The 19640-nt window shown below is 68.1% G+C and carries 14 protein-coding genes and 1 tRNA gene; 11 read left to right on the top strand and 4 right to left on the bottom strand.

The features are described 5' to 3' along the window. Window positions 1-123 precede the first annotated feature (123 nt). On the bottom strand, window positions 124-981 hold the full coding sequence (gene trxA / locus ACQG3P_RS07185; RefSeq protein WP_320457430.1) for a thioredoxin: 858 nt from the start codon (window positions 979-981) through the stop codon (window positions 124-126). Between the two features lie 120 nt (window positions 982-1101). Between trxA and ACQG3P_RS07180 the strand changes: the two genes are divergently transcribed. The 8 genes from ACQG3P_RS07180 (at window position 1102) to ACQG3P_RS07145 (ending at window position 8172) form a co-directional block, all read left to right on the top strand. Next, entirely contained in the window at window positions 1102-1713 is a 612-nt protein-coding gene (locus ACQG3P_RS07180) for a DUF998 domain-containing protein (protein WP_184126476.1), read from the top strand. A gap of 190 nt (window positions 1714-1903) precedes the next feature. Beyond that, entirely contained in the window at window positions 1904-4543 is a 2640-nt protein-coding gene (gene leuS, locus ACQG3P_RS07175) for a leucine--tRNA ligase (protein WP_095363494.1), read from the top strand. Between the two features lie 96 nt (window positions 4544-4639). Continuing rightward, window positions 4640-5272, top strand: coding sequence for an LPS assembly lipoprotein LptE (lptE, locus tag ACQG3P_RS07170; RefSeq protein ID WP_426804639.1), 633 nt, complete (start codon window positions 4640-4642; stop codon window positions 5270-5272). A gap of 28 nt (window positions 5273-5300) precedes the next feature. Then, entirely contained in the window at window positions 5301-6338 is a 1038-nt protein-coding gene (holA, locus tag ACQG3P_RS07165) for a DNA polymerase III subunit delta (RefSeq protein ID WP_184126479.1), read from the top strand. 5 nt (window positions 6339-6343) lie between these two features. Then, window positions 6344-7009 (top strand): nicotinate-nucleotide adenylyltransferase, encoded by a 666-nt coding sequence (nadD, locus tag ACQG3P_RS07160; RefSeq protein WP_426804638.1) that lies wholly within the window; start codon window positions 6344-6346, stop codon window positions 7007-7009. 97 nt (window positions 7010-7106) lie between these two features. After that, window positions 7107-7502, top strand: coding sequence for a ribosome silencing factor (gene rsfS, locus ACQG3P_RS07155; RefSeq protein WP_184126665.1), 396 nt, complete (start codon window positions 7107-7109; stop codon window positions 7500-7502). A 65-nt stretch (window positions 7503-7567) separates the two neighbouring features. Further along, on the top strand, window positions 7568-8038 hold the full coding sequence (gene rlmH / locus ACQG3P_RS07150) for a 23S rRNA (pseudouridine(1915)-N(3))-methyltransferase RlmH (protein ID WP_426804637.1): 471 nt from the start codon (window positions 7568-7570) through the stop codon (window positions 8036-8038). A 57-nt stretch (window positions 8039-8095) separates the two neighbouring features. Next, window positions 8096-8172 (top strand) — tRNA-Asn (locus ACQG3P_RS07145). A 768-nt stretch (window positions 8173-8940) separates the two neighbouring features. On the opposite strand, the gene ACQG3P_RS07140 is transcribed toward ACQG3P_RS07145, so the two are convergent. The 3 genes from ACQG3P_RS07140 to ACQG3P_RS07130 form a co-directional block, all read right to left on the bottom strand. Next, window positions 8941-11769, bottom strand: coding sequence for a TonB-dependent receptor (locus tag ACQG3P_RS07140; protein ID WP_426804636.1), 2829 nt, complete (start codon window positions 11767-11769; stop codon window positions 8941-8943). 183 nt (window positions 11770-11952) lie between these two features. Continuing rightward, a complete protein-coding gene (locus tag ACQG3P_RS07135) occupies window positions 11953-12609 on the bottom strand; it encodes an energy transducer TonB (RefSeq protein WP_093533418.1) in 657 nt (218 codons plus the stop codon). Between the two features lie 202 nt (window positions 12610-12811). Further along, entirely contained in the window at window positions 12812-13546 is a 735-nt protein-coding gene (locus ACQG3P_RS07130) for an SIMPL domain-containing protein (RefSeq protein ID WP_068853543.1), read from the bottom strand. Window positions 13547-13676: 130 nt separating this feature from the next. Here ACQG3P_RS07130 and ACQG3P_RS07125 point away from each other — a divergent pair, with 130 nt between their 5' ends. From ACQG3P_RS07125 to ACQG3P_RS07115, 3 genes are read left to right on the top strand one after another with little or no spacing between them, the layout of a single operon-like run. Then, entirely contained in the window at window positions 13677-14258 is a 582-nt protein-coding gene (locus ACQG3P_RS07125) for a Maf-like protein (protein WP_184126483.1), read from the top strand. Further along, a complete protein-coding gene (gene rng / locus ACQG3P_RS07120; protein ID WP_068853541.1) occupies window positions 14251-15738 on the top strand; it encodes a ribonuclease G in 1488 nt (495 codons plus the stop codon). Before ACQG3P_RS07125 ends, rng begins: the two co-directional genes overlap by 8 nt. A gap of 45 nt (window positions 15739-15783) precedes the next feature. Next, window positions 15784-19623, top strand: coding sequence for a YhdP family protein (locus ACQG3P_RS07115; RefSeq protein ID WP_426804635.1), 3840 nt, complete (start codon window positions 15784-15786; stop codon window positions 19621-19623). Window positions 19624-19640: the final 17 nt, after the last annotated feature.

Here is a 19640-nt window from a genome sequence, read left to right as displayed (position 1 = left end):
GGGGCCGAGCCGTAGGGCCCCCATGGCCAGACCGCATCCCCCCGAATGGATCGCGGTCGAAAGTTAGACCGCGATCACATTATTGACCGCTGCCGGTGCAGGGATTCTGAACGGCGGGCGCGCTCAGAACACCAGCGCGGCCATCGAACGGCGGTAGCGACCGACCAGCGCGGCGTCGTCGATGACCTTGAAGGCATCGATCAGCAGTTTGCGCGGCAGGTTGTCACTGTAGCTGCCGTCTTTCCGCAACATGGCCAGGAACTGCTCCAGCGCGGCCTCGTCTTCGCCGCCCAGCAGCTGCTGCACGCCGCGCAGGTGGCGGGCCTGCAGGTCGCCGCCATCGGCCGCGATGCGCGCGTCCAGCTGCTCCGGTGCCGGGGCGTCCTGCAGGGCCTTGGCGAAATCCAGGCGGGCGCGAGCGCGCACGGCGCGGTCGTCGGTGGACAGGTTGGCCGGCAGGGCATCGATCAATGCGCTGGCTTCGGTGGTGGCGCCGGTCTGCAGCAGGGCCAGGGCCAGGTCAAGCTTGAGCTCCTCCTTGTCCGGCTCGGCGGCGATGCCGGCGCGCAGCACGTCCACGCGGGCCTGCGGGTCCAGCGGTGCGGGCTCGTCAGCCGCAGCTTCGGGGGCTTCGGCGGGGCTGATGCCGTGCTGGGCCAGAAACTCGCGCAGCTGGCCTTCGGGGATCGCACCGGGGAACCCATCCACCAGCTGGCCGCCCTTGACCAGGAACACGGTGGGCACCGAGCGGATCTGGAAGGCCGCCGCAATCTGCTGCTCCTTGTCCACGTCGACCTTGGCCAGCTCGAACGCGCCGTTGTACTCGCCGGCCAGCTTTTCCAGCATCGGACCCAGAGTCTTGCAGGGCTCGCACCAGGTGGCCCAGAAATCGACCAGTACCGGGGTCTGCAGCGACTTCTGCAGCACCTGTGCTTCGAAGGTTTCGGTGGTGGCGTCAAAGACGTGGGGCAGTTCGCTCATGGTCGGAAGATCAACGATAAAGATGTACGCAGTGTATGGTGCCGGCGATATCGAGAAGCAACCCCAATCGGTCGGCGTTGCCCTATAGGCGATGGCGCCACGCTGGCGGAGAATGGCCGCATGAAGACACTGCAACGTTTCGATCCGCTGCTGGGCGCCTTGGCTGCGGTGCTGTTCCTGGCCTCGGTGCTGGGCTTTGGCGCGCTACTGCCGGGCTACCTGCCACTGGGGCACCCGGTGGCGCTGCTGGGTGCGACCGGGGTGCCGCATGCGGTGGCCTTCGACCTGCTTGGCTTCGTGCTGCCCGGGCTGCTGGCCGCGGTGGTGGCCCTGCGCCTGCTGGCGCGGGTGCCGGTCACCGCGCCGTGGACGATGCGGGTGGGCGGGCAGATGCTGGTGCTGTCCGGGCTGGCCTTCGCCGCGATGGGCGTGCTGCCGTTGGATCCCACCGACATCCAGAGCCCGGCCAGCCAGTTCCACGCCAGCGCGTGGATGGTCTGGGTGCTGGCGTTCGTGCCGGGCGCACTGATGGCGGGCTTCGGGGCGCGTCGCCTGCCGGGCTGGGGGCGGCTGGCGGCACTGCACGTGTCTGCGGGGCTGGCCGTACTGGTGGGTGCCTTCGTGCTGCAGGCGGTCATTCCGGCGCCAGTCGCGCAGCGCGTCGCCTTCGTTGCCTGGGCGGTGTGGCTGGCGGCGGCGCTGCCAGTGGCCAGCAAGGTCCGCCACGACTGAACTGGCGGATTCGGCCGCAATCCACGCGGGTGCGCGCGCGGGATGACCGTTGTAGATAATCCGGAAATGGGTAATTCCTTGATTTATCAACGGGATGCCATTCCAGTCCCGTATCCGTAGCGTCGATGATTGGAGCCCTTTGCCGCACTGCGGTACGCTGTGCCGCTTTGCCGCCGCAACTGTGTTTTCCATGACCAGCGTCGAACCCAACGTATACGATCCGCAGCAGGTTGAATCCGCCGCCCAGAAGTTCTGGGACGCCACGCGCGCCTTCGAGGTGAACGAGGCCTCGGACAAGCCGAAGTACTACTGCCTTTCGATGCTGCCGTACCCGTCGGGCGCGCTGCACATGGGCCATGTGCGCAACTACACCATTGGCGATGTGATCAGCCGCTACAAGCGGATGACCGGGCACAACGTGCTGCAGCCGATGGGGTGGGATGCCTTCGGCCTGCCGGCCGAGAACGCGGCGATCAAGAACAAGACCGCGCCGGCCAAGTGGACCTACGCCAACATCGAACACATGCGTGGGCAGTTCAAGTCGATGGGCTACGCGATCGACTGGTCGCGCGAGTTCGCCACCTGCACGCCCGAATACTACGTGCACGAACAGCGCATGTTCACCCGGCTGATGCGCAAGGGCCTGGCCTACCGCCGCAACGCGGTGGTGAACTGGGATCCGGTCGACCAGACCGTGCTGGCCAATGAGCAGGTCATCGACGGCCGTGGCTGGCGCTCCGGCGCGCTGGTGGAGAAGCGCGAGATTCCGCAGTGGTTCCTGCGCATCACCGATTACGCCCAGGAACTGCTGGACGGCCTGGATGAACTGCCGGGCTGGCCGGAATCGGTCAAGACCATGCAGCGCAACTGGATCGGCCGCTCCGAAGGGCTGGAGATCCAGTTCGACGTGCGCGATGCCGACGGCAGCGCGCTGGATTCGGTGCGCGTGTTCACCACCCGCCCGGACACGGTGATGGGCGTGACCTTCGTGTCGATCGCAGGCGAGCATCCGCTGGCCCTGCATGCGGCGAAGTCGAACCCGGCGCTGGCCGCGCTGCTGGCCGAGATGAAGCAGGGCGGCGTGTCCGAGGCTGAACTGGAAACCCAGGAAAAGCGCGGCATGGACACCGGCCTGCGCGCGGTGCACCCGGTCACCGGCGCCCAGGTGCCGGTGTGGGTGGCCAACTTCGTGCTGATGGGCTACGGCACCGGCGCGGTCATGGCCGTTCCCGGGCACGACCAGCGCGACTTCGAATTCGCCAACAAGTACGACCTGCCGATCCGCCAGGTCATCGCGCTGAAGTCGCCGCGCAAGGACGAAACCGCCTACGACCCGCGCAACTGGCAGGACTGGTACGGCGACAAGACCCGCGAGACCGAGCTGGTCAATTCCGACGAATTCGATGGCCTGGATTTCCAGGGCGCCTTCGAGGCGCTGGCTGAACGCTTCGAGCGCAAGGCCCAGGGCCAGCGCCGGGTGAACTACCGCCTGCGCGACTGGGGCGTGAGCCGCCAGCGTTACTGGGGTTGCCCGATTCCGGTGATCTACTGCCCCAAGTGCGGCGCGTTGCCGGTGCCGGAAGAGCAGCTGCCGGTGGTACTGCCGGAAGACGTCAACTTCGTCGGAACCGGTTCGCCGATCAAGGCTGATCCGGAATGGCGCAAGACCACCTGCCCCGATTGCGGTGGCGCGGCCGAGCGCGAGACCGATACCTTCGATACCTTCATGGAGTCGAGCTGGTACTACGCCCGCTACACCTCCCCGGGTGCCCGTGACGCGGTGGACAAGCGCGGCAACTACTGGCTGCCGGTGGACCAGTACATCGGCGGCATCGAACACGCGATCCTGCACCTGATGTACTTCCGTTTCTTCCACAAGCTGCTGCGCGATGCGCGCATGGTGGACAGCAACGAACCGGCACAGAACCTGCTGTGCCAGGGCATGGTCATCGCCGATACCTACTTCCGCCAGAACCCGGACGGGTCCAAGGACTGGATCAACCCGGCCGACGTGGACGTGCGGCGCGACGAGCGTGGCCGCGTCACCGGCGCAGTGCTGATCGCCGATGGCCAGCCGGTGGAGATCGGCGGCACCGAAAAGATGTCCAAGTCCAAGAACAATGGCGTGGACCCGCAGGCCATGGTGAGCCGCTACGGCGCCGACACCGTGCGCCTGTTCTCGATGTTCGCCGCACCGCCGGAACAGTCGCTGGAGTGGAACGAAGCGGGTGTGGACGGCATGGCGCGCTTCCTGCGCCGGCTGTGGACGCAGGTGCAGAAGCATGCGGACGAGGGGATTGCCCCGGCGCTGGACCTGGCGGCGCTGACCGCCGAACAGAAGGCGCTGCGCCGCAAGACCCACGAAACCATCGGCAAGGTCGGCGACGACTACGGCCGCCGCCACAGCTTCAACACCGCCATCGCCGCGGTGATGGAGCTGATGAACGCGCTGGCCAGGTTCGATGACAGCTCCGACCAGGGCCGTGCGGTCCGCCAGGAAGCGCTGCAGGCCACCGTGCTGCTGCTCAACCCGATCACCCCGCATGCCAGCCATGCGTTGTGGCAGCTGCTGGGCCATGGCGAAACGCTGCTGGAAGACCAGCCATTCCCGCAGGCCGATGCCGGCGCGCTGGTGCGTGATGCGGTGACCCTGGCCGTGCAGGTCAATGGCAAGCTGCGTGGCACCATCGAGGTGGCTGCCGATGCCGCGCGCGACCAGATCGAGGCACTGGGCCTGGCCGAGCCGAATGCGGCGAAGTTCCTGGACGGGCTGACCGTGCGCAAGATCATCATCGTGCCGGGCAAGATCGTGAACATCGTGGCGGGGTAAGCCCCGCTCTACGTGCTTCGTTCACGCAGGGTCGGGCATCGTAACGGCATCCAATTTTCTGTTGCCGGCTTCGCCCGGCTCCTCCAGACTGTGAACATGACCCGATTCCTGCTTGCCCTTGTTCTTACCGCTACCCTTGCCGGCTGTGGCTTCCACCTGCGCAACAAGCTGATGCTGCCGGCCGATACGGCGGCGGTGAAGGTGGTCTCCACGGCGCCCTACAGCGAACTGGCCAAGCTGCTCCGGCGTGGCCTGCAGGCATCGGGCGCGACCCTTGCCGACGCCGACAGCAAGGAACCGGCTGCGCAGCTGCAGGTGTTGTCCGAGCGTTGGGGCGACCTGCCCATCGCGATTGATGCCCAGGGCCGCGCACAGGAGTTCAGCCTCCGCTACGCGGTGATCTTCGTGTTCCGTCGCGAAGACGGCAGCGACCTGGTCCCGCAGCAGGTCATCGAGCTGTCGCGCGACTACGTCTCGCCGCCGACCGATTCCACCGGTACCACCACCGAACGCGAGATCCTGGCCGACGAACTGCGCCGTGAGATGTCGGCGTCGATCATGCGCCGCATCGACAGCGTGGTGCGCGCCGAGCTGGAGCGCGGGCGGCTCAACCCGCCGGCCAAGCCGACCGCCGATCCAGCAGCGGCGCCTGCCGGCGTGCCGTCGACCGCGCCGTCGACCACGCCTCCGGCCGCAGTGCCGGCCGTCAAGCCGCCGCAGGGCGGCTGACCGGCCCGCCCGGCGGACCGGCCGCACGATGGAACTGCGCCCCGAACAGCTTGCCAGCCAGCCGGCCAGCCAGGCCCTGGCGCCGGTGTACCTGATTGCCGGGCCGGAAACGCTGCGCGTGCTGGAAGCGGCCGATGCGGTGCGTGCGCGGGCTCGCGCCGACGGCATCAGCGAACGCGAAGTGTTCGATGCCGACGGCCGCGATTTCGACTGGAACCAGCTCGACGCCACCTTCAACGCCCCCAGCCTGTTCAGTGCGCGCCGGCTGGTGGAGTTGCGCCTGCCGACCGGCAAGCCGGGCAAGGAGGGCGGGGAGGTCATCAGCCAGTTCTGCGCCAACCCGGCGCCGGACGTGATCCTGCTGATCACCTGCAACGAGTGGAGCAAGGCGCACCAGGGCAAGTGGGCCGAGGCGGTGAACCGGGTCGGCGTGCTGTCGGTGGCCTGGGCGATCAAGCCGCACGAGCTGCCGGACTGGATCGAGCGCCGCCTGCGCCAGCAGGGCCTGCGCGCGGACCCGGCCGCCGTGCAGCGGCTGGCCGAGCGGGTGGAAGGCAACCTGCTGGCGGCCGCGCAGGAAATCGACAAGCTGGCGCTGCTGGCCAGTGGCCAGACCCTGGATGTGGACACCATGGAATCGCTGGTGGCCGACGCCGCCCGCTACGATGTGTTCCGCCTGCTGGAAGCCACGTTCTCCGGGCAGCCGGCGGCGGTGCTGCGCATGCTGGCCGGGCTGCGCGGCGAAGGCGAGGCGGTGGCCGCGCTGATGCCGATGGTGATCCGCGAGATGCTGTCCACCGCCGCGCTGGCCCGGGTGCAGGCGCGCGGTGGCAACCTGGCGGCCGAAATGAAGAGTCGCGGCATCTGGGAATCGCGCCAGGCGCCGTTCAAACGCGCGCTGCAGCGGCACCCGGAAGCCAAACGCTGGGAGCGCTTCGTCGCTGAGGCCGGGCTGGTGGACCGCATGGCCAAGGGGCGCGCCGACGGCGATGCCTGGCTGGGCCTGGAGCGGCTGCTGGTGGCCGTGGCCGAAGCGCGCGCGGTACGCCTGCTCGCCCGCGCCTGAGCCCCATGGGCCTGCGCATCCATTACGGTGGGACCTTCGACCCGGTGCACCTGGGGCACCTGGCCATCGCGCGGGCGGCGCGCGACCAGTTGCAGGTCGCCGTGCGCCTGCTGCCGGCGGCCGATCCGCCGCACCGGCAGGCCCCCGGTGCGAATGCCGCCCAGCGGGCGGAGATGCTGGCGCTGGCGATCGGCGATGAGCCGGGCCTGCTGCTGGACCGGCGCGAGATGGAGCGCGCCCAGCGCCAGCCGGCGACCCCTTCCTACACCGTCGACACGCTGCGCGAGCTGCGTGCCGAGTTGGGCCCGCGCCAGCCCATCGCTTGGCTGTTAGGCGCCGACAGCCTGCTGGGCCTGCCCAGCTGGCACCAGTGGGAGGACCTGTTCGAGCTGGCGCACTTCATCGTGGCCGACCGCCCGGGAAGCTCGCTGGAGCAGGCCCTGCCGGCCCCGCTGCAGCAGGCGCTGGAGGGGCGTTGGGCAGACACCGACAAGGCGCTGTTCAGCGCCCCCGCAGGGCGCGTGTTGCGCCTGCACGCCCCGCTGCGCAACGAATCCGCCACGGCCGTGCGGGAGCGGATCGCCGCCGACGGGGACTGGCGCGGGCTGCTGCCACCGCCGGTCGCCGATTACATCGCCCGCCATGGCCTGTACGGGGTCCCTACGCCGTGAACACGTTCAGCTCCTCCGCCCCGTATAATCGGCCCCACATTTATCGAGTCTCCCTGCTTTGAGCGACCAAGCCCAGCCCCAGACCATCAAGGTCACCATGCCGAACCCGGCACCGTCCACCCAGCAGCTGCTGGAGTGCGTGCGCCAGGCCACCGAAGAACTGAAGGCCAGGGACGTGGTCGAGATCGACGTGATCGGCAAGTCCAGCGTCACCGATTTCATGGTGATCGCCTCGGGCACCTCCAGCCGCCACGTCAAGTCGATTGCCGACGAAGTGGTCAAGTTCGCCAAGAACCTCGGCATCATGCCGCTGGGCGTGGAAGGCGAGCGCGAAGCCGAGTGGGTGCTGGTTGACCTGGGCGACGTGCTGGTGCATGTGATGCTGCCGCGCGTGCGCGAGTTCTACGCGCTGGAGCGCCTGTGGACGGTGGGCGACCAGCCGCCGAGCCTGCTCGACGAGGGCGACGAAGAAGACGACTACGCTGCGCGCTGAGCGTTGCGCACGTGGTGACGACAACGGCGCCGGGTGGCGCCGTTGTCATTTGAAGGAGCACGACGATGAAAGCCAGGCTGATCGCCACCGGTGAACGCGCGCCCAGCTGGGTGGCGCAGGGTTTTGCCGAGTACCAGAAGCGGCTCTCGCACTGGTTGCCGTTCGAGCTGGTGGAAATCGAGCCGGGCCTGCGTGGCAAGGGACGCGATGCGCGTCGCGCCACCGAGGACGAAGGCAGGCGGGTGATCGCCGCGCTGCCCAAGAACGCGTATGTGGTGGCGCTGGATGTACCGGGGAAGCAACTCAGCTCCGAGCAGCTGGCGCAGCGCCTGGAGCACTGGCGCGGGCAGGGCAGGGACCTGGCGTTCCTGATTGGCGGCCCGGAAGGGCATTCGCCGGAGGTATCGGCGCTGGCCGACGAGAAGTGGTCGATCGGCCCGCTCACCCTGCCGCACATGCTGGTGCGGCTGGTGGTGGCCGAGCAGCTGTATCGCGCAGCGGCGATGCTGGCCAACCACCCCTATCACCGCGCGTGAAGAAATTCCGCGCAGACGGGTTACAAGCTGCGAAAAACTGGTTACAATTTGCACCCCGCCCGAATAGCTCAGCCGGTTAGAGCACTTGACTGTTAATCAGGGGGTCGTTGGTTCGAGTCCAACTTCGGGCGCCAAGTTTTAATAGCCTCGCAGCGATGCGAGGCTTTTTTTTGCGCGCATGTCCAGGTGTATCGCTGTTCGCGATCACGGTCACGCGAAAGAAGGCCCGGGACATGCCCGGGCCTCTTCGTTCACACATTAGTGCCAAGCTGGATATGTCCATTGGCGTGCGCAGGACCGGCAGAGCTCCGGTCGGAAGGGCTTGCAGCCGGGAGCACTCTAGACGGGTAGCCCCCTGCACGCAGGAGCACGTTTATCGAAGGCAGTGCCTGCTCCAGGGTCTTTGCCTGTCCAATCCTCGTAAGTGCACTGCTGACGTTGAATGACTGCACCGGAGGAGTGAGGCGGGGAATCTCTCTTTCACGGCAGACGTAATTGCCGCTACTGCGGAGCAGGCGAGCGTCAAGATCGCGCCTGATGTCGTGGATGTCAGGCAACACGATACGCGGGGGTTCAGGCAGCGACGGCACCAGGGCCTCGAAGACTCCCGATTTCATATGCGCATCAGGCGGGTTGTGAGCGCCGATGAATGTCGGCAGTCGATGCGGGACGGCCTCCACGGCACGCACGGGAGGCGCGACCGCACGACGGGAGACGGCATCGGGAAGCGTGATGTTCTGTATACCCAAAGTAGGGGCCTTGCTGGAATGGGGCACAAGTGTCGCCGTCCCCGCAGCGCGCGACTTCCAGAAATAACGCGTCGGCACCCTTCGCTTCTGCCCAGCGCGAACAGAAAACGCCCGGGCAATGCCCGGGCGTCGTCTTTCAGTGCTGTGTGTGGATCAGTTGAAGGTGTACTTCGCACCCACCGTGAAGTAACGCCCGATCGCGCCACTGAAGTGCAGCGGGTTGTAGTTCACGCCACCATAGGTGGTCGGGTCGAGCGGGGCAGTGCGGTCGAACACGTTCTGCACCGAGGCGTTCAGTTCGAACGCGTCGGTGATGTTGTAGCGACCGGACAGGTCGAACGTGGTGAACGAGGAGATCTTCTCCACCGGCGTGCCATCGGCATAGAACGCGAGGTAATCGCCACCGCGGCGGTCCTTGTTCTCCAGGCTGCTGATGTAGTTGACCACGCCGCTCACGCTCCACGCATCCTGCTTCCAGGTGGTGCCGAAGTTGATGCGGTCTTCGGGCGTGCCGATGCAGTTGGTCACGTCGCAGTTGCCGTGCGTGCCCACGTAATCAACCGTGTTGTCGCCTTCAGTGCGTTCGAACTTCAGAACGTGGCTCCACTGCAGGTCCATCTCCAGCTGGCCCGGGCCGACGTCGAAGGTCTGGCGGATATCGGTATCGATACCGCGCACCCGCGACGAGTTGGCGTTCACGTAGGCGGTATTCACCGCCAGGATGGTGCCGGTGCCGGGGATGCCGTTGATCAGGTCGGTATCGCGCAGCACGCTGCCGGCTGCGATCGCGTCGGCGGTGCTGCCCTGCGCGATCTCATTGGTGCGCTTGATTTCCCATGCATCCACCGTCAATGACGTGGTCGAGGTCGGCTGCAGCACGATGCCGAACGAGTAGCTCTTGGACTCTTCCGGCTTCAGGTCCGGGTTCGGGCTGGTGATGATGGCCACCGGGCGCGCACCGCAGTTGGTGGTCACATCCGCCGGCGGGCTGGCCGCGCAACGCACGGGATCACGTGCGGTGGAGAACGCCGCCAGGCCGCCGTCGCCGTTCTCGGCAGGATTCGGCGCGCGGAAGCCTTCCGCGTAGGTGGCACGCAGTGCCACCCAGTCCACCGGGGTCCACTTCACGCCGAACTTCGGGGTGGCCTTGCCTTCGCCGCTTTCATATTTGTCGTAACGCACGGCGCCCGACAACTCCAGCTGCTCCAGCACCGGCGCGGACAGTTCCACGTAGCCGGCGTACACGTTCTGGGTGCCGTCATAGGCCGAGTAGCCCAGGCCGATGATGTCGCCCACGTCGGTATAGGTCTGCGGGGTCAGGCTGTTGCTGGTCTTGCGCCATTCGGTACCGATCGCCAGGCCGAGCGGGCCGCCCTTGAGGTCCATCAGGCTGCGCGAGACGGTGAAGTCGAACATGTCCAGGCTGGATTTGGCGTTGGCCTGGATCTGCGGCGAAATGTAGTCGTACAGCGCCTGCGAGTTCTGCCCGGCGTTGTCGCCGATGCGCCAGACCCCACCCGCGCAGGCCGGGTCGCCCAGCGCACATTGCACGGCGCTGTAGCGCAGGAAGCCGTCACGCTTGTTGACCAGGTTGGTGCTCGAATGCAGGTAGGCGGTGTCGTAGCCCCACTCGCCCCAGTTGCCCTTGGTGCCGACCAGGAAGCGGGTGAACTCATTGGTGTTGGTGGTCACGCGCGGGCCGACGTCCCAGGCAGAATAGCGCAGGCGCGAGTCCTGGCCCGGGATCGGGTTGTCGGGATGGGTCGGCCCCAGCACGACCGCACCCGGGCCGCTGCTGGCGTTGACCGGGCCGCCGGGATAGCCCCAGCTGCCGGACACGCCGGACGGGGTGTTGCTGAAGACCGTTTCCTTCTTGGAGTACCCGATCTCGGTGTAGATCTCGCCGCCTTCGCCGTATGCAAAGCTGGCGCGGCCGAATACGTTGACGTATTCCTCCTTCGGGCTCAGGTCGCGGAACTGCTGGGCCGCATCGTACAGACAGCCGTCTTCGGCGATCGAGGCATCGGTCTGGCCCGGGATGTTGGTCACGGACTGGCAGCCCGGCAGCGGTACCAGGAAGGCCGGGTTGTCGGCATCCACGTTGCGGTCGTCGAACACCGAACCGTTCGGGCCGGCGCCGCCGCTGGTGGCGCCGTTAAGGAATGCGCCGCTGAGGAACTGCGCGTCGGAGGCGGCGATGCCCCAGCGGCGCAGGTCACCGGTACCGATCCACTTGCGGTCCTTGCGGTCGCTGATCTTGATTGCATCGGTCTTGCCGACGTCCAGGCTGAAGAAGGCGTTCCAGCCGTCTTCGGCGAGGTCACCGGTACCGGCGGTCAAGGTGGCCTTCTTTGCGTCGCCATCGCTGTCGCCGGACAGACCGTACGAACCGCGCAGGATCACGCCATCGAAATCGCTGCGCAGGATGATGTTGACCACGCCGGCGATGGCGTCGGAGCCGTAGATCGCCGACGCGCCATCCTTGAGCACTTCCACGCGCTCGACCGCGTCCAGCGGGATGGTGCTCAGGTCGGTGAAGACCTTCTGGCCGTCATCGGCCAGGCCGTAGGTGGCCATGCGGCGGCCGTTCAACAGCACCAGCGTGGAGCCGGCACCCAGGCCGCGCAGCGAGATGCCCGCGCCGCCGCCGGCAAAGCCGTTGCCGAAGGTCTTGGGAATGGAGCCGGCGCCATCGGAGGTGAGCGTCTGCAGGTACTCGGCCACGGTGGTCTTGCCGCTGCGATCGATGTCCTGGCGCGTCACTACCTGCACGGGCGAGGGGGTTTCAGTGTTGGTGCGGGGAATATTCGACCCGGTGACCGTGATGCGGTCCAGGTTGGTGGCCTGGTCCTGGGCCAGGGCCGAGGAGGAGGCGAAGGCGCCGGCCAGCAGCAGCACGCCGCCAGCAAGGGCCGAAGAAATGGAGTGGGCAAGCGGGTTGCGACGATTGCCGCTGTAGCGTTGTTGGATCGGGTGTTTCACAGCTTCTCTCCTGACTGGACAACCTGGGGTCTGGGCTGGGGCGCCGTCAACGGATTGACGCGTCGGCGCCAATCTAGGTTTCCAACAGGTGACGTAAACGTGAAAAATTGCTTAATTCGCGCAATTGGTGATGGCCGTCAAAAAAGTGCGGGGTCCCGGGTTGGGGACCCCGCATTCCTGACGTTACTGCGGCAGCGAGAAGCTCACCGGGACCAGGCCCACGGCCGGCACGGCCTGCCCGTTGACCTGGGCCGGCACGAAGCGCCAGTTGCGCAGCACCTGCTGCCGCGCAGCATGGTCCAGCGCCCGCGAACCACTGCTGCGTTCGATGGAGACGGAGGTCGGCTTGCCGTCGGCGTCGACCTGCACCCGGAGGGTGACCGTCCCCTGCTCCCCGGCCCGGATGGCGGCGATCGGGTAGCTCGGCGGCGGTGCGGTGCGGTACTGCAGCTGCGCGCCGTCACCGGAGGCCGCAGGCGCCGGCTCGACCGGCGCCAGGGTCGGCGTCTGTACGTCGCTGGCGGGCAGAGGCGGCACGGCCAGTACGTCGTCCGCGCTCGCGGTGGGCAGCGGCAGCGGGGCCACGCGCGGGGTGGTGGTCGGCGCACGCACCGGCACCGGTTCCTGCGGGGGGATCGGTAGCGGCGGCTCCGGTTGCGGCACCGGTGGGGTGATCAGGTTCACCACCGTCCGCTCGCGGGGCAGCGGGGCAGCAACGTAGGCGGCGGGAATCAGCAGCAGCATCAGGGCGAGCAGGTGCAGGGCCAGCGCGGTGCTCCAGCCAAGCACGCGCGGGACGTCGATTTGCAGCGGGACCACCGGGGGATGCGTACGGACCATGCGCCACTCTCCTTGCCAGATGTGCGTGCGGGAACATCAACGTGCAGGGGCCGGGGCCCCGCAATGACAGCAATACCGCAGCCCGGCGCGGGCCGGAAGTCAGGGGTGGCGTGGGTGTTTGGCTGCCGGTCAGGAACACAGCGGACCAACGGTCCGCTGCTGACGGGCGGGCTCACCGGCCCAGGTCGAATACCGGGCGGGCTTACCGCCCCAGGTCGAAGACAACGTCCAGGTTGACCGACACGGTCGACTCGCCCGGCGACACCGGAGTGGAAACATCGGCGGCCATCGGCGCGGCTGCGGCGCGCATCATCACCGGCCGGAAGTTGCCGCCGCCGCTTTCGGAAATGCTGACGATGCGGCGCACGCGCAGGCCCAGCGACTTGGCGTACGTCTCGGCGCGGGCTTGGGCCTTCTTCAGTGCGGCCAGGCGGGCTTCGTCATAGACCGGTTCGGGCTGGTCGATCTCGAACTGCGGGCCGTTGATCTGGTTGGCGCCCTGTGCGGCCAGCGCGTCGAGTACCTTGCCCAGCTTGGCGATGTCGCGCACCTTCAGGCTGACGGTATTGCTGGCCTGGTAGCCGGTGATCTTCGGCGCTTCATTTTCGGCGTAGCGGTACTGCGGGCTGAGGTTGACCCCGCTGGTCTGCACGTCGCGCTCGGCGATGCCGGCGGCCTTGATCGCGGCCAGCACCTTGACCATCTGTTCGGCGTTCTGGCGCATGGCCGTGTTGCCGTCGGTGGCCTGGGTGACCACGCCGGCCGACAGCGTGGCCACGTCGGGCACGCGGCGGGCTTCGGCGTTGGCCGAGATGTTGAGCAGGGTGCTGTCGGCGGGGACGGCGATGGCGGGCGGGGTCTGGGCGTGGGCGGTCATCGAGGTTCCCAGGGCAAGGGACAGGGCAAGCAGCAGCGGGGACAGGGTCGGGCGGCGCATATGCATCTCCATGTGAAGGCGTTGAGGTTGGTGTCGGAGCGATGAACGTCTGGTGAGGTTTATCGGGGTTGATGACGATTCGGAGGCGTTGCTCGCGATTCAGACAGGGCCCGCAGGTTATGCTTCCGCGATGCTTTATCTCGCCTCTCGTTCGCCCCGACGAACCCAACTGCTGGCGCGCCTGGACCGACCGTTCCGCGCGCTGGACCTGGATGTGCCTGAAGTACGGGCCGCCGGGGAAACCGCCCAGGACTACGTGCAGCGCGTGGCCATCGACAAGGCCCGTGCCGGCTTGGCGCAGGTGGCCCACGACCCCGACGCGATGGTGCTGGGCGCGGATACCGAAGTGGTGCTGGACGGTGAGGTGTTCGGCAAGCCGGTCGATGCCGCCGATGCCGCCGCCATGCTGCGCCGCTTGTCCGGCCGCACCCACCAGGTGATGACCGCCGCGGCGCTGGTCGCCGCCGGCGCCGAGCAGGCGGTGATGGTCGTGTCGGAGGTGAGTTTCATCGCGCTGGACGAGGCGGCCATTGCCGCCTACGTGGCCAGCGGCGAGCCGATGGGCAAGGCCGGGGCCTACGCCATCCAGGGCGGGGCCGAGCGTTACATCCGCCACCTGGCGGGAAGCTATTCGGGTGTCATGGGCTTGCCCCTGCAACAGACCGAGCAGTTGCTGCAGGCATTTGAATCGAAGGGAGTCGCCGGTGTCTGAAGAAATCCTGGTCAACGTCACCCCACGCGAGACCCGCGTGGCCGTCATCGAAAACGGCATGCTGCAGGAACTGCACATCGAACGTGGCTGGCGCCGCGGGGTGGTGGGCAACATCTACAAGGGCAAGGTGCAGCGGGTGATGCCCGGCATGCAGGCGGCCTTCGTCGAGGTCGGGCTGGAGCGCGCCGCGTTCCTGCACGCCAACGACGTGGTACGGCCGGCCCCGGTGGCCAGCCCCGATACCGAGGGCACCACGCTGCCGCCGCCATCGTCGGTGCCGATCGTGGAGCTGCTGCGCGACGGGCAGGACATCGTGGTGCAGGTGGTCAAGGACCCGATCGGCACCAAGGGCGCGCGCCTGACCACCCAGATCAGCATTCCCTCGCGTTACATGGTGCTGCTGCCGCAGTCCAAGGTGGTCGGGGTATCGGCGCGGATCGAGGACGAGGCCGAGCGTGCCCGGCTCAAGACGCTGGTCACCGAGCTGTCGGCCCAGCACGGTGGTTACGGCTACATCGTGCGCACCAATGCCGAAGGCCAGCCGGCCGAGGCGATTGCCGAAGACATCGCCTACCTGTCACGGGTCTGGAACGTGGTCGAGCGCCGTGGCCGCGAGGCGGCCCCGTGCAGCGTGATCTATGAAGACCTGAGCCTGCCGCTGCGTTCGGTGCGCGACCTGATCCGCAAGGACGTGGACAAGGTGAAGGTGGACTCCAAGGAGACCTTCACACAGCTGCAGGCCTTCGTGGCCAAGTACATGCCGGTGCTGGCCGAGAAGCTGGAGCTGTACAGCGGCGACCGCCCGATCTTCGACATGTTCGGGGTGGAGGATGAGATCGGCCGCGCGCTGGACAAGCAGGTGCCGCTCAAATCCGGCGGCTACCTGGTGATCGACCAGACCGAGGCGATGACCACCATCGACGTCAACACCGGCTCGTTCCTGGGCCAGCGCAACCTGGAGGAAACGGTGTTCCGCACCAACCTCGAGGCCGCGCAGTCGGTGGCGCGCCAGCTGCGCCTGCGCAACCTCGGCGGGATCATCATCATCGACTTCATCGACATGGATGACGCCGAGCACCGCCGCCAGGTGCTGCGCACGCTGGAGAAGGCGCTGGCGCGCGACCATGCCAAGACCACGGTGTATGAGTTCTCGCCGCTGGGGCTGGTGGAAATGACCCGCAAGCGCACCGTGGAAAGCCTGGAGCGCCAGCTGTCCGAGCCGTGCCCGGAATGCAGCGGGCGCGGGTCGATCAAGACCGCGGAAACGGTCACCTACGAAATCTTCCGTGAGATCACCCGGGCCGTGCGCCAGTTCGATGCCGCGCGCCTGCTGGTGATCGCCTCGTCCAAGGTCGTGGCGCGGATCACCGATGAGGAATCCTCGGCGGTGGCAGAACTGGAGGAATTCCTCGGCAAGTCGATCCGCTTCCAGGCCGACGAGCAGTACCTGCAGGAGCAGTTCGATGTCGTGCTGCTGTGACCTGAGCCGGCCCGCGCAGTGGTGCGCCGGCGCCTGCGGGACCCGATGAGCGCGCCGCTGCGCCTGCGACTGCGAAGGATTCGCCGCCATGCTGTCTATGCCATGGCGATCGTACTGGTCTGTGTGGCGGTGCTGGTGGGCAGCCTCAGCCAAGTGCTGCCGCTGGCCGAACGGCACCCGGACAAGGTGGCCGGGTGGTTGAGTGCGCGTGCCGGCCAGCCGGTGCGTTTCGACCAGCTGCAGACACGCTGGACCCGGCGCGGCCCGGTGCTGGCGTTGAAGGGCCTGCGCATCGGTGAAGGCGAGGGACTGCGCATCGGCGAGGCTGAAGTGCAGGTCTCGATGTATTCGGGGCTGCTGCCCGGTCGTTCGCTGACCGAGCTGCGCCTGCGCGGCCTGACGCTGGTGCTGCAGCGTGCGCCCGATGGCCGCTGGTCGGTGCAGGGGCTGCCGCAACCCAAGGCCGGCGGCGATCCGCTGGATACCCTGCGCCGGCTGGGCGAACTGCAGGTCATCGGCGGTCGGCTGCGGGTGGATGCGCCGTCGTTGAATGTACAGACCGAACTGCCGCGCATCGACCTGCGGCTGCGGGTGAACGGGCAGCGGCTGGCGGTGGGTGCGCGCGCGTGGGCCGATCTCAAGGGCGCTCCGCTGACGGCCGTGGTGGATTTCGACCGTGCCCACGGCAACGGGCAGGCCTGGCTGGCCGCCGACCCGGCCGACTTCCGTGCGTGGTCGTCGCTGCTGCAGTTCGGCGGCGTGGCCCTGCAGCAGGGTACCGGCACGTTGAATGCCTGGGTGGACCTGCGCGACCGCCGTCCGGTGATGATCACCACCGATGCCGACCTGGCTGGCGTACAGCTGCGTGGTGCGCGCCTGGCCGATGGCGGGCGTCCGCAACTGAAGCTCGATACCTTGCAGCTTCGCGCGCGCTGGCGTTGGGTGCAGGGCGGCTGGCGTGCCGATGCACCGCGCCTGCGGATCGGCCTGGAAGGACGCACCGAAACGCTGGATGGGCTGTTGGTGGCCGGCGGCCAGCACATGGCGCTGGCCGGCGACAACATCGATGCCACCGCGCTGCTGCGCGGGCTGGCGTTGACCGATCGGATCGATGCCGGGCTGCGCGGTTGGCTGCACGACGCGGCGCCGAAGGTGCGCATGAGCCGCGTGCGGTTCGCCGGCGAGCGCGACGGGCCGCTGGGTTTTGAAGGCGAGCTGGAAGAGATCCAGTTCGCCGCCGCCGGCCACGCACCCGGCCTGGGTGGGGTGGGCGGCCATTTCGAGGGCGATGCCAACGGCTTCCGGCTCGACCTTCAGCCGACCCGGGTGATGCATTTCGACTGGCCCACCGGGTTCGGCGTGCGCCATGACGTGCGCCTGGCCGGCAGCATGGTGGGTTGGCGCGATGAAGGCGGCGGCTGGCGCATCGGCACCCCGGCGCTGCGCGTGCAGGGCACCGATTACGCCGCCGACGTGCGCGGCACGATGTGGTTCCAGGGCAATGGCACGCGCCCGTGGATGCAGCTGGCGGCCAAGCTCGACGACGTGCCGATGACCGCGGCCAAGCGCTTCTGGATCCATTCCAAGATGAGCAAAGCGGCCACCGACTGGCTGGATGCGGCGCTGGTGGGGGGCCATATCCGCGGGGGTATCGGCCTGGTGACCGGCGACCTGGAAGACTGGCCGTTCAAGGACCACAACGGTCGGTTCGAGGCGACCGGCCGCATCGACAACGGCAACATCCGCTTCCAGCGTGACTGGCCGACGATGGACAAGGTCGAAGGCGATATCGCCTTCATCGGCCCGGGGTTCGAGCTGCACGGCCGTGGCGACCTGGCCGGCGTGGCGGTGGACCACTTCGATGCAGGCATCGCCGATTTCGGCGCCTCCCAGCTGTACGTCAAGGCGGCCAGCCGCAGCGACGCCGGCGCGCTGCTGGCGATGCTCAAGCAGAGCCCGCTGCACAAGACCTATGCCGATTCGCTGGACAACCTGGCGGCCAAGGGCCCGGCGGCGGTGACCTTCGACCTGCTGCAGCCGCTGCACCACGCCGAGGGCGGCGGGCACCTGCAGGGCACGGTGGATCTGGACGGCGCCACGCTGTCGGACAAACGCTTCGACCTGACCTTCGAGGCGATGCGCGGCCAGGCCAGGTACAGCCAGGACGGGTTCGGTGCAGAGGCACTGGCCGTGCGCCACCTGGGCCAGGACGGCCAGCTCAGCCTGCGCGCCGGCGGTTATGCGCGTGACCCGCAGCATGCGTTCGAAGCCGAGCTGGCCGCGCGGATGGATGCCGGCCAGCTGCTGGACCGTGCGCCCGAGCTGGGCTGGCTCAAGCCTTACATCGAGGGGACGTCGCGCTGGACGATCGGGGTGACGCTGCCCAAGCTGGCGCCGGGCGGCAAGACCGCGCCGCCGACCCTGCTCACCCTGCACTCGGACCTGGTCGGCACCCGGCTGGACCTGCCGGCACCGCTGGACAAGCCAGCCGAGGTGCCCCTGGCCACCGCCGTGAAGGCGCAGCTGCCGATGGGCGCCGGTCGGGTGGACGTTGCCTTCGGCGAACGGCTGGCCCTGGCCGCGCGCACCCACGACAACAAGACGGGCGTGCAGGTCACGCTGGGCAGCGCCACCGTTGACCGCGACCCGCCCGCCAGCGGGCTGGTGGTCAACGGCCGCAGCGGCTCGCTGGATGCCCTGGACTGGATCGCGCTGGCGCGTTCGCCAGGCGGGACGCCCGGTGCGGACCCGATGCCGCTGCGCCAGGTGGACGTGCAGGTCGGGCAGCTGCTGCTGGCCGGCGGCGTGTTCGCGCAGACGCGCCTGCAGCTGCGTCCGACTCCCACCGGCGTGGACGTGCGCCTGGACGGCCCGTCGCTGTCGGGCGACCTGAGCGTGCCCAATGCCGACGGCGCGGCCATCGTCGGCAAGCTGGACCGGGTGCACTGGCAGTCGCTGCCCACCCCCGTGAAAGCCCCGCCTGATGGCGCGCCGATCATCCTGCCGGCCGACGCCAGCTTGCCGGCGCGGGTGCAAGCCAGCGCCAACGACACCAACCCGGCAAAGATTCCGCCGCTGTCGCTGGACATCAACGACCTGCAGTTCGGCAAGGCGCGGCTGGGCCAGGCGGTGCTGCGCACGCGTCCGTTCGGCAACGGGCTGAGCGTGGACCAGCTGCAGTTCCGCGCGCCCAAGCAGGTGATCGACATCCAGGGCCGCTGGCTGGGCATGGGTGAGGCGGCGCGTACCCAGTTCCAGGTCAAGGTCGACAGTGAGGACCTGGGCGGGCTGATGCAGAACCTGGACTACGGCGGCCAGCTGCGCGGCGGCCAGGGCCAGATCAGCCTGGATGCCGGCTGGCAGGGCGGGCCATCGGACTTCCAGCTGGGCGCTTTGCAGGGCCAGATGCAGGTGCACGCACGCAACGGCCAGCTGCTGGAGCTCGAGCCGGGCGCCGGCCGCGTGCTCGGCCTGCTCAGCGTGACCCAGCTGCCGCGCCGGTTGATGTTCGATTTCCGCGATTTCTTCTCCAAGGGCTTCGCCTTCAACCAGGTGGAGGGCACGCTGGCGTTCGCCGATGGCATGGCCACCACCGACAAAGTGCTGATCGAAGGCCCGGCCGCCAACATCAGCATCCGCGGCCGCACCGACCTGCGCCGCCAGCAGTTCGACCAGACCATCGACGTCAATCCGCGCGCCGGCAACCTGCTTACCGTGGTCGGCGCCGTCGCCGGCGGTCCGGTCGGCGCGGCGGTGGGCGCGGCCGCCAATGCGGTGCTGTCCAAGCCGCTGGGCGAGATCGGTGCCAAGACCTACCGCGTGACCGGCCCCTGGGCCGAACCCAAGGTCGAAGTGATCGACCGCGACGACGCGCCGCCACGTTGATCCCGGCCGTTACCCCC

It is taken from the genome of Stenotrophomonas sp. SrG, from assembly GCF_050031795.1.
Taxonomy (GTDB): Bacteria; Pseudomonadota; Gammaproteobacteria; order Xanthomonadales; family Xanthomonadaceae; genus Stenotrophomonas; species Stenotrophomonas rhizophila_A.
The sequence above is the reverse complement of the archived record's forward strand: the minus strand, read 5'-3'. Positions and strand labels throughout refer to the sequence as shown.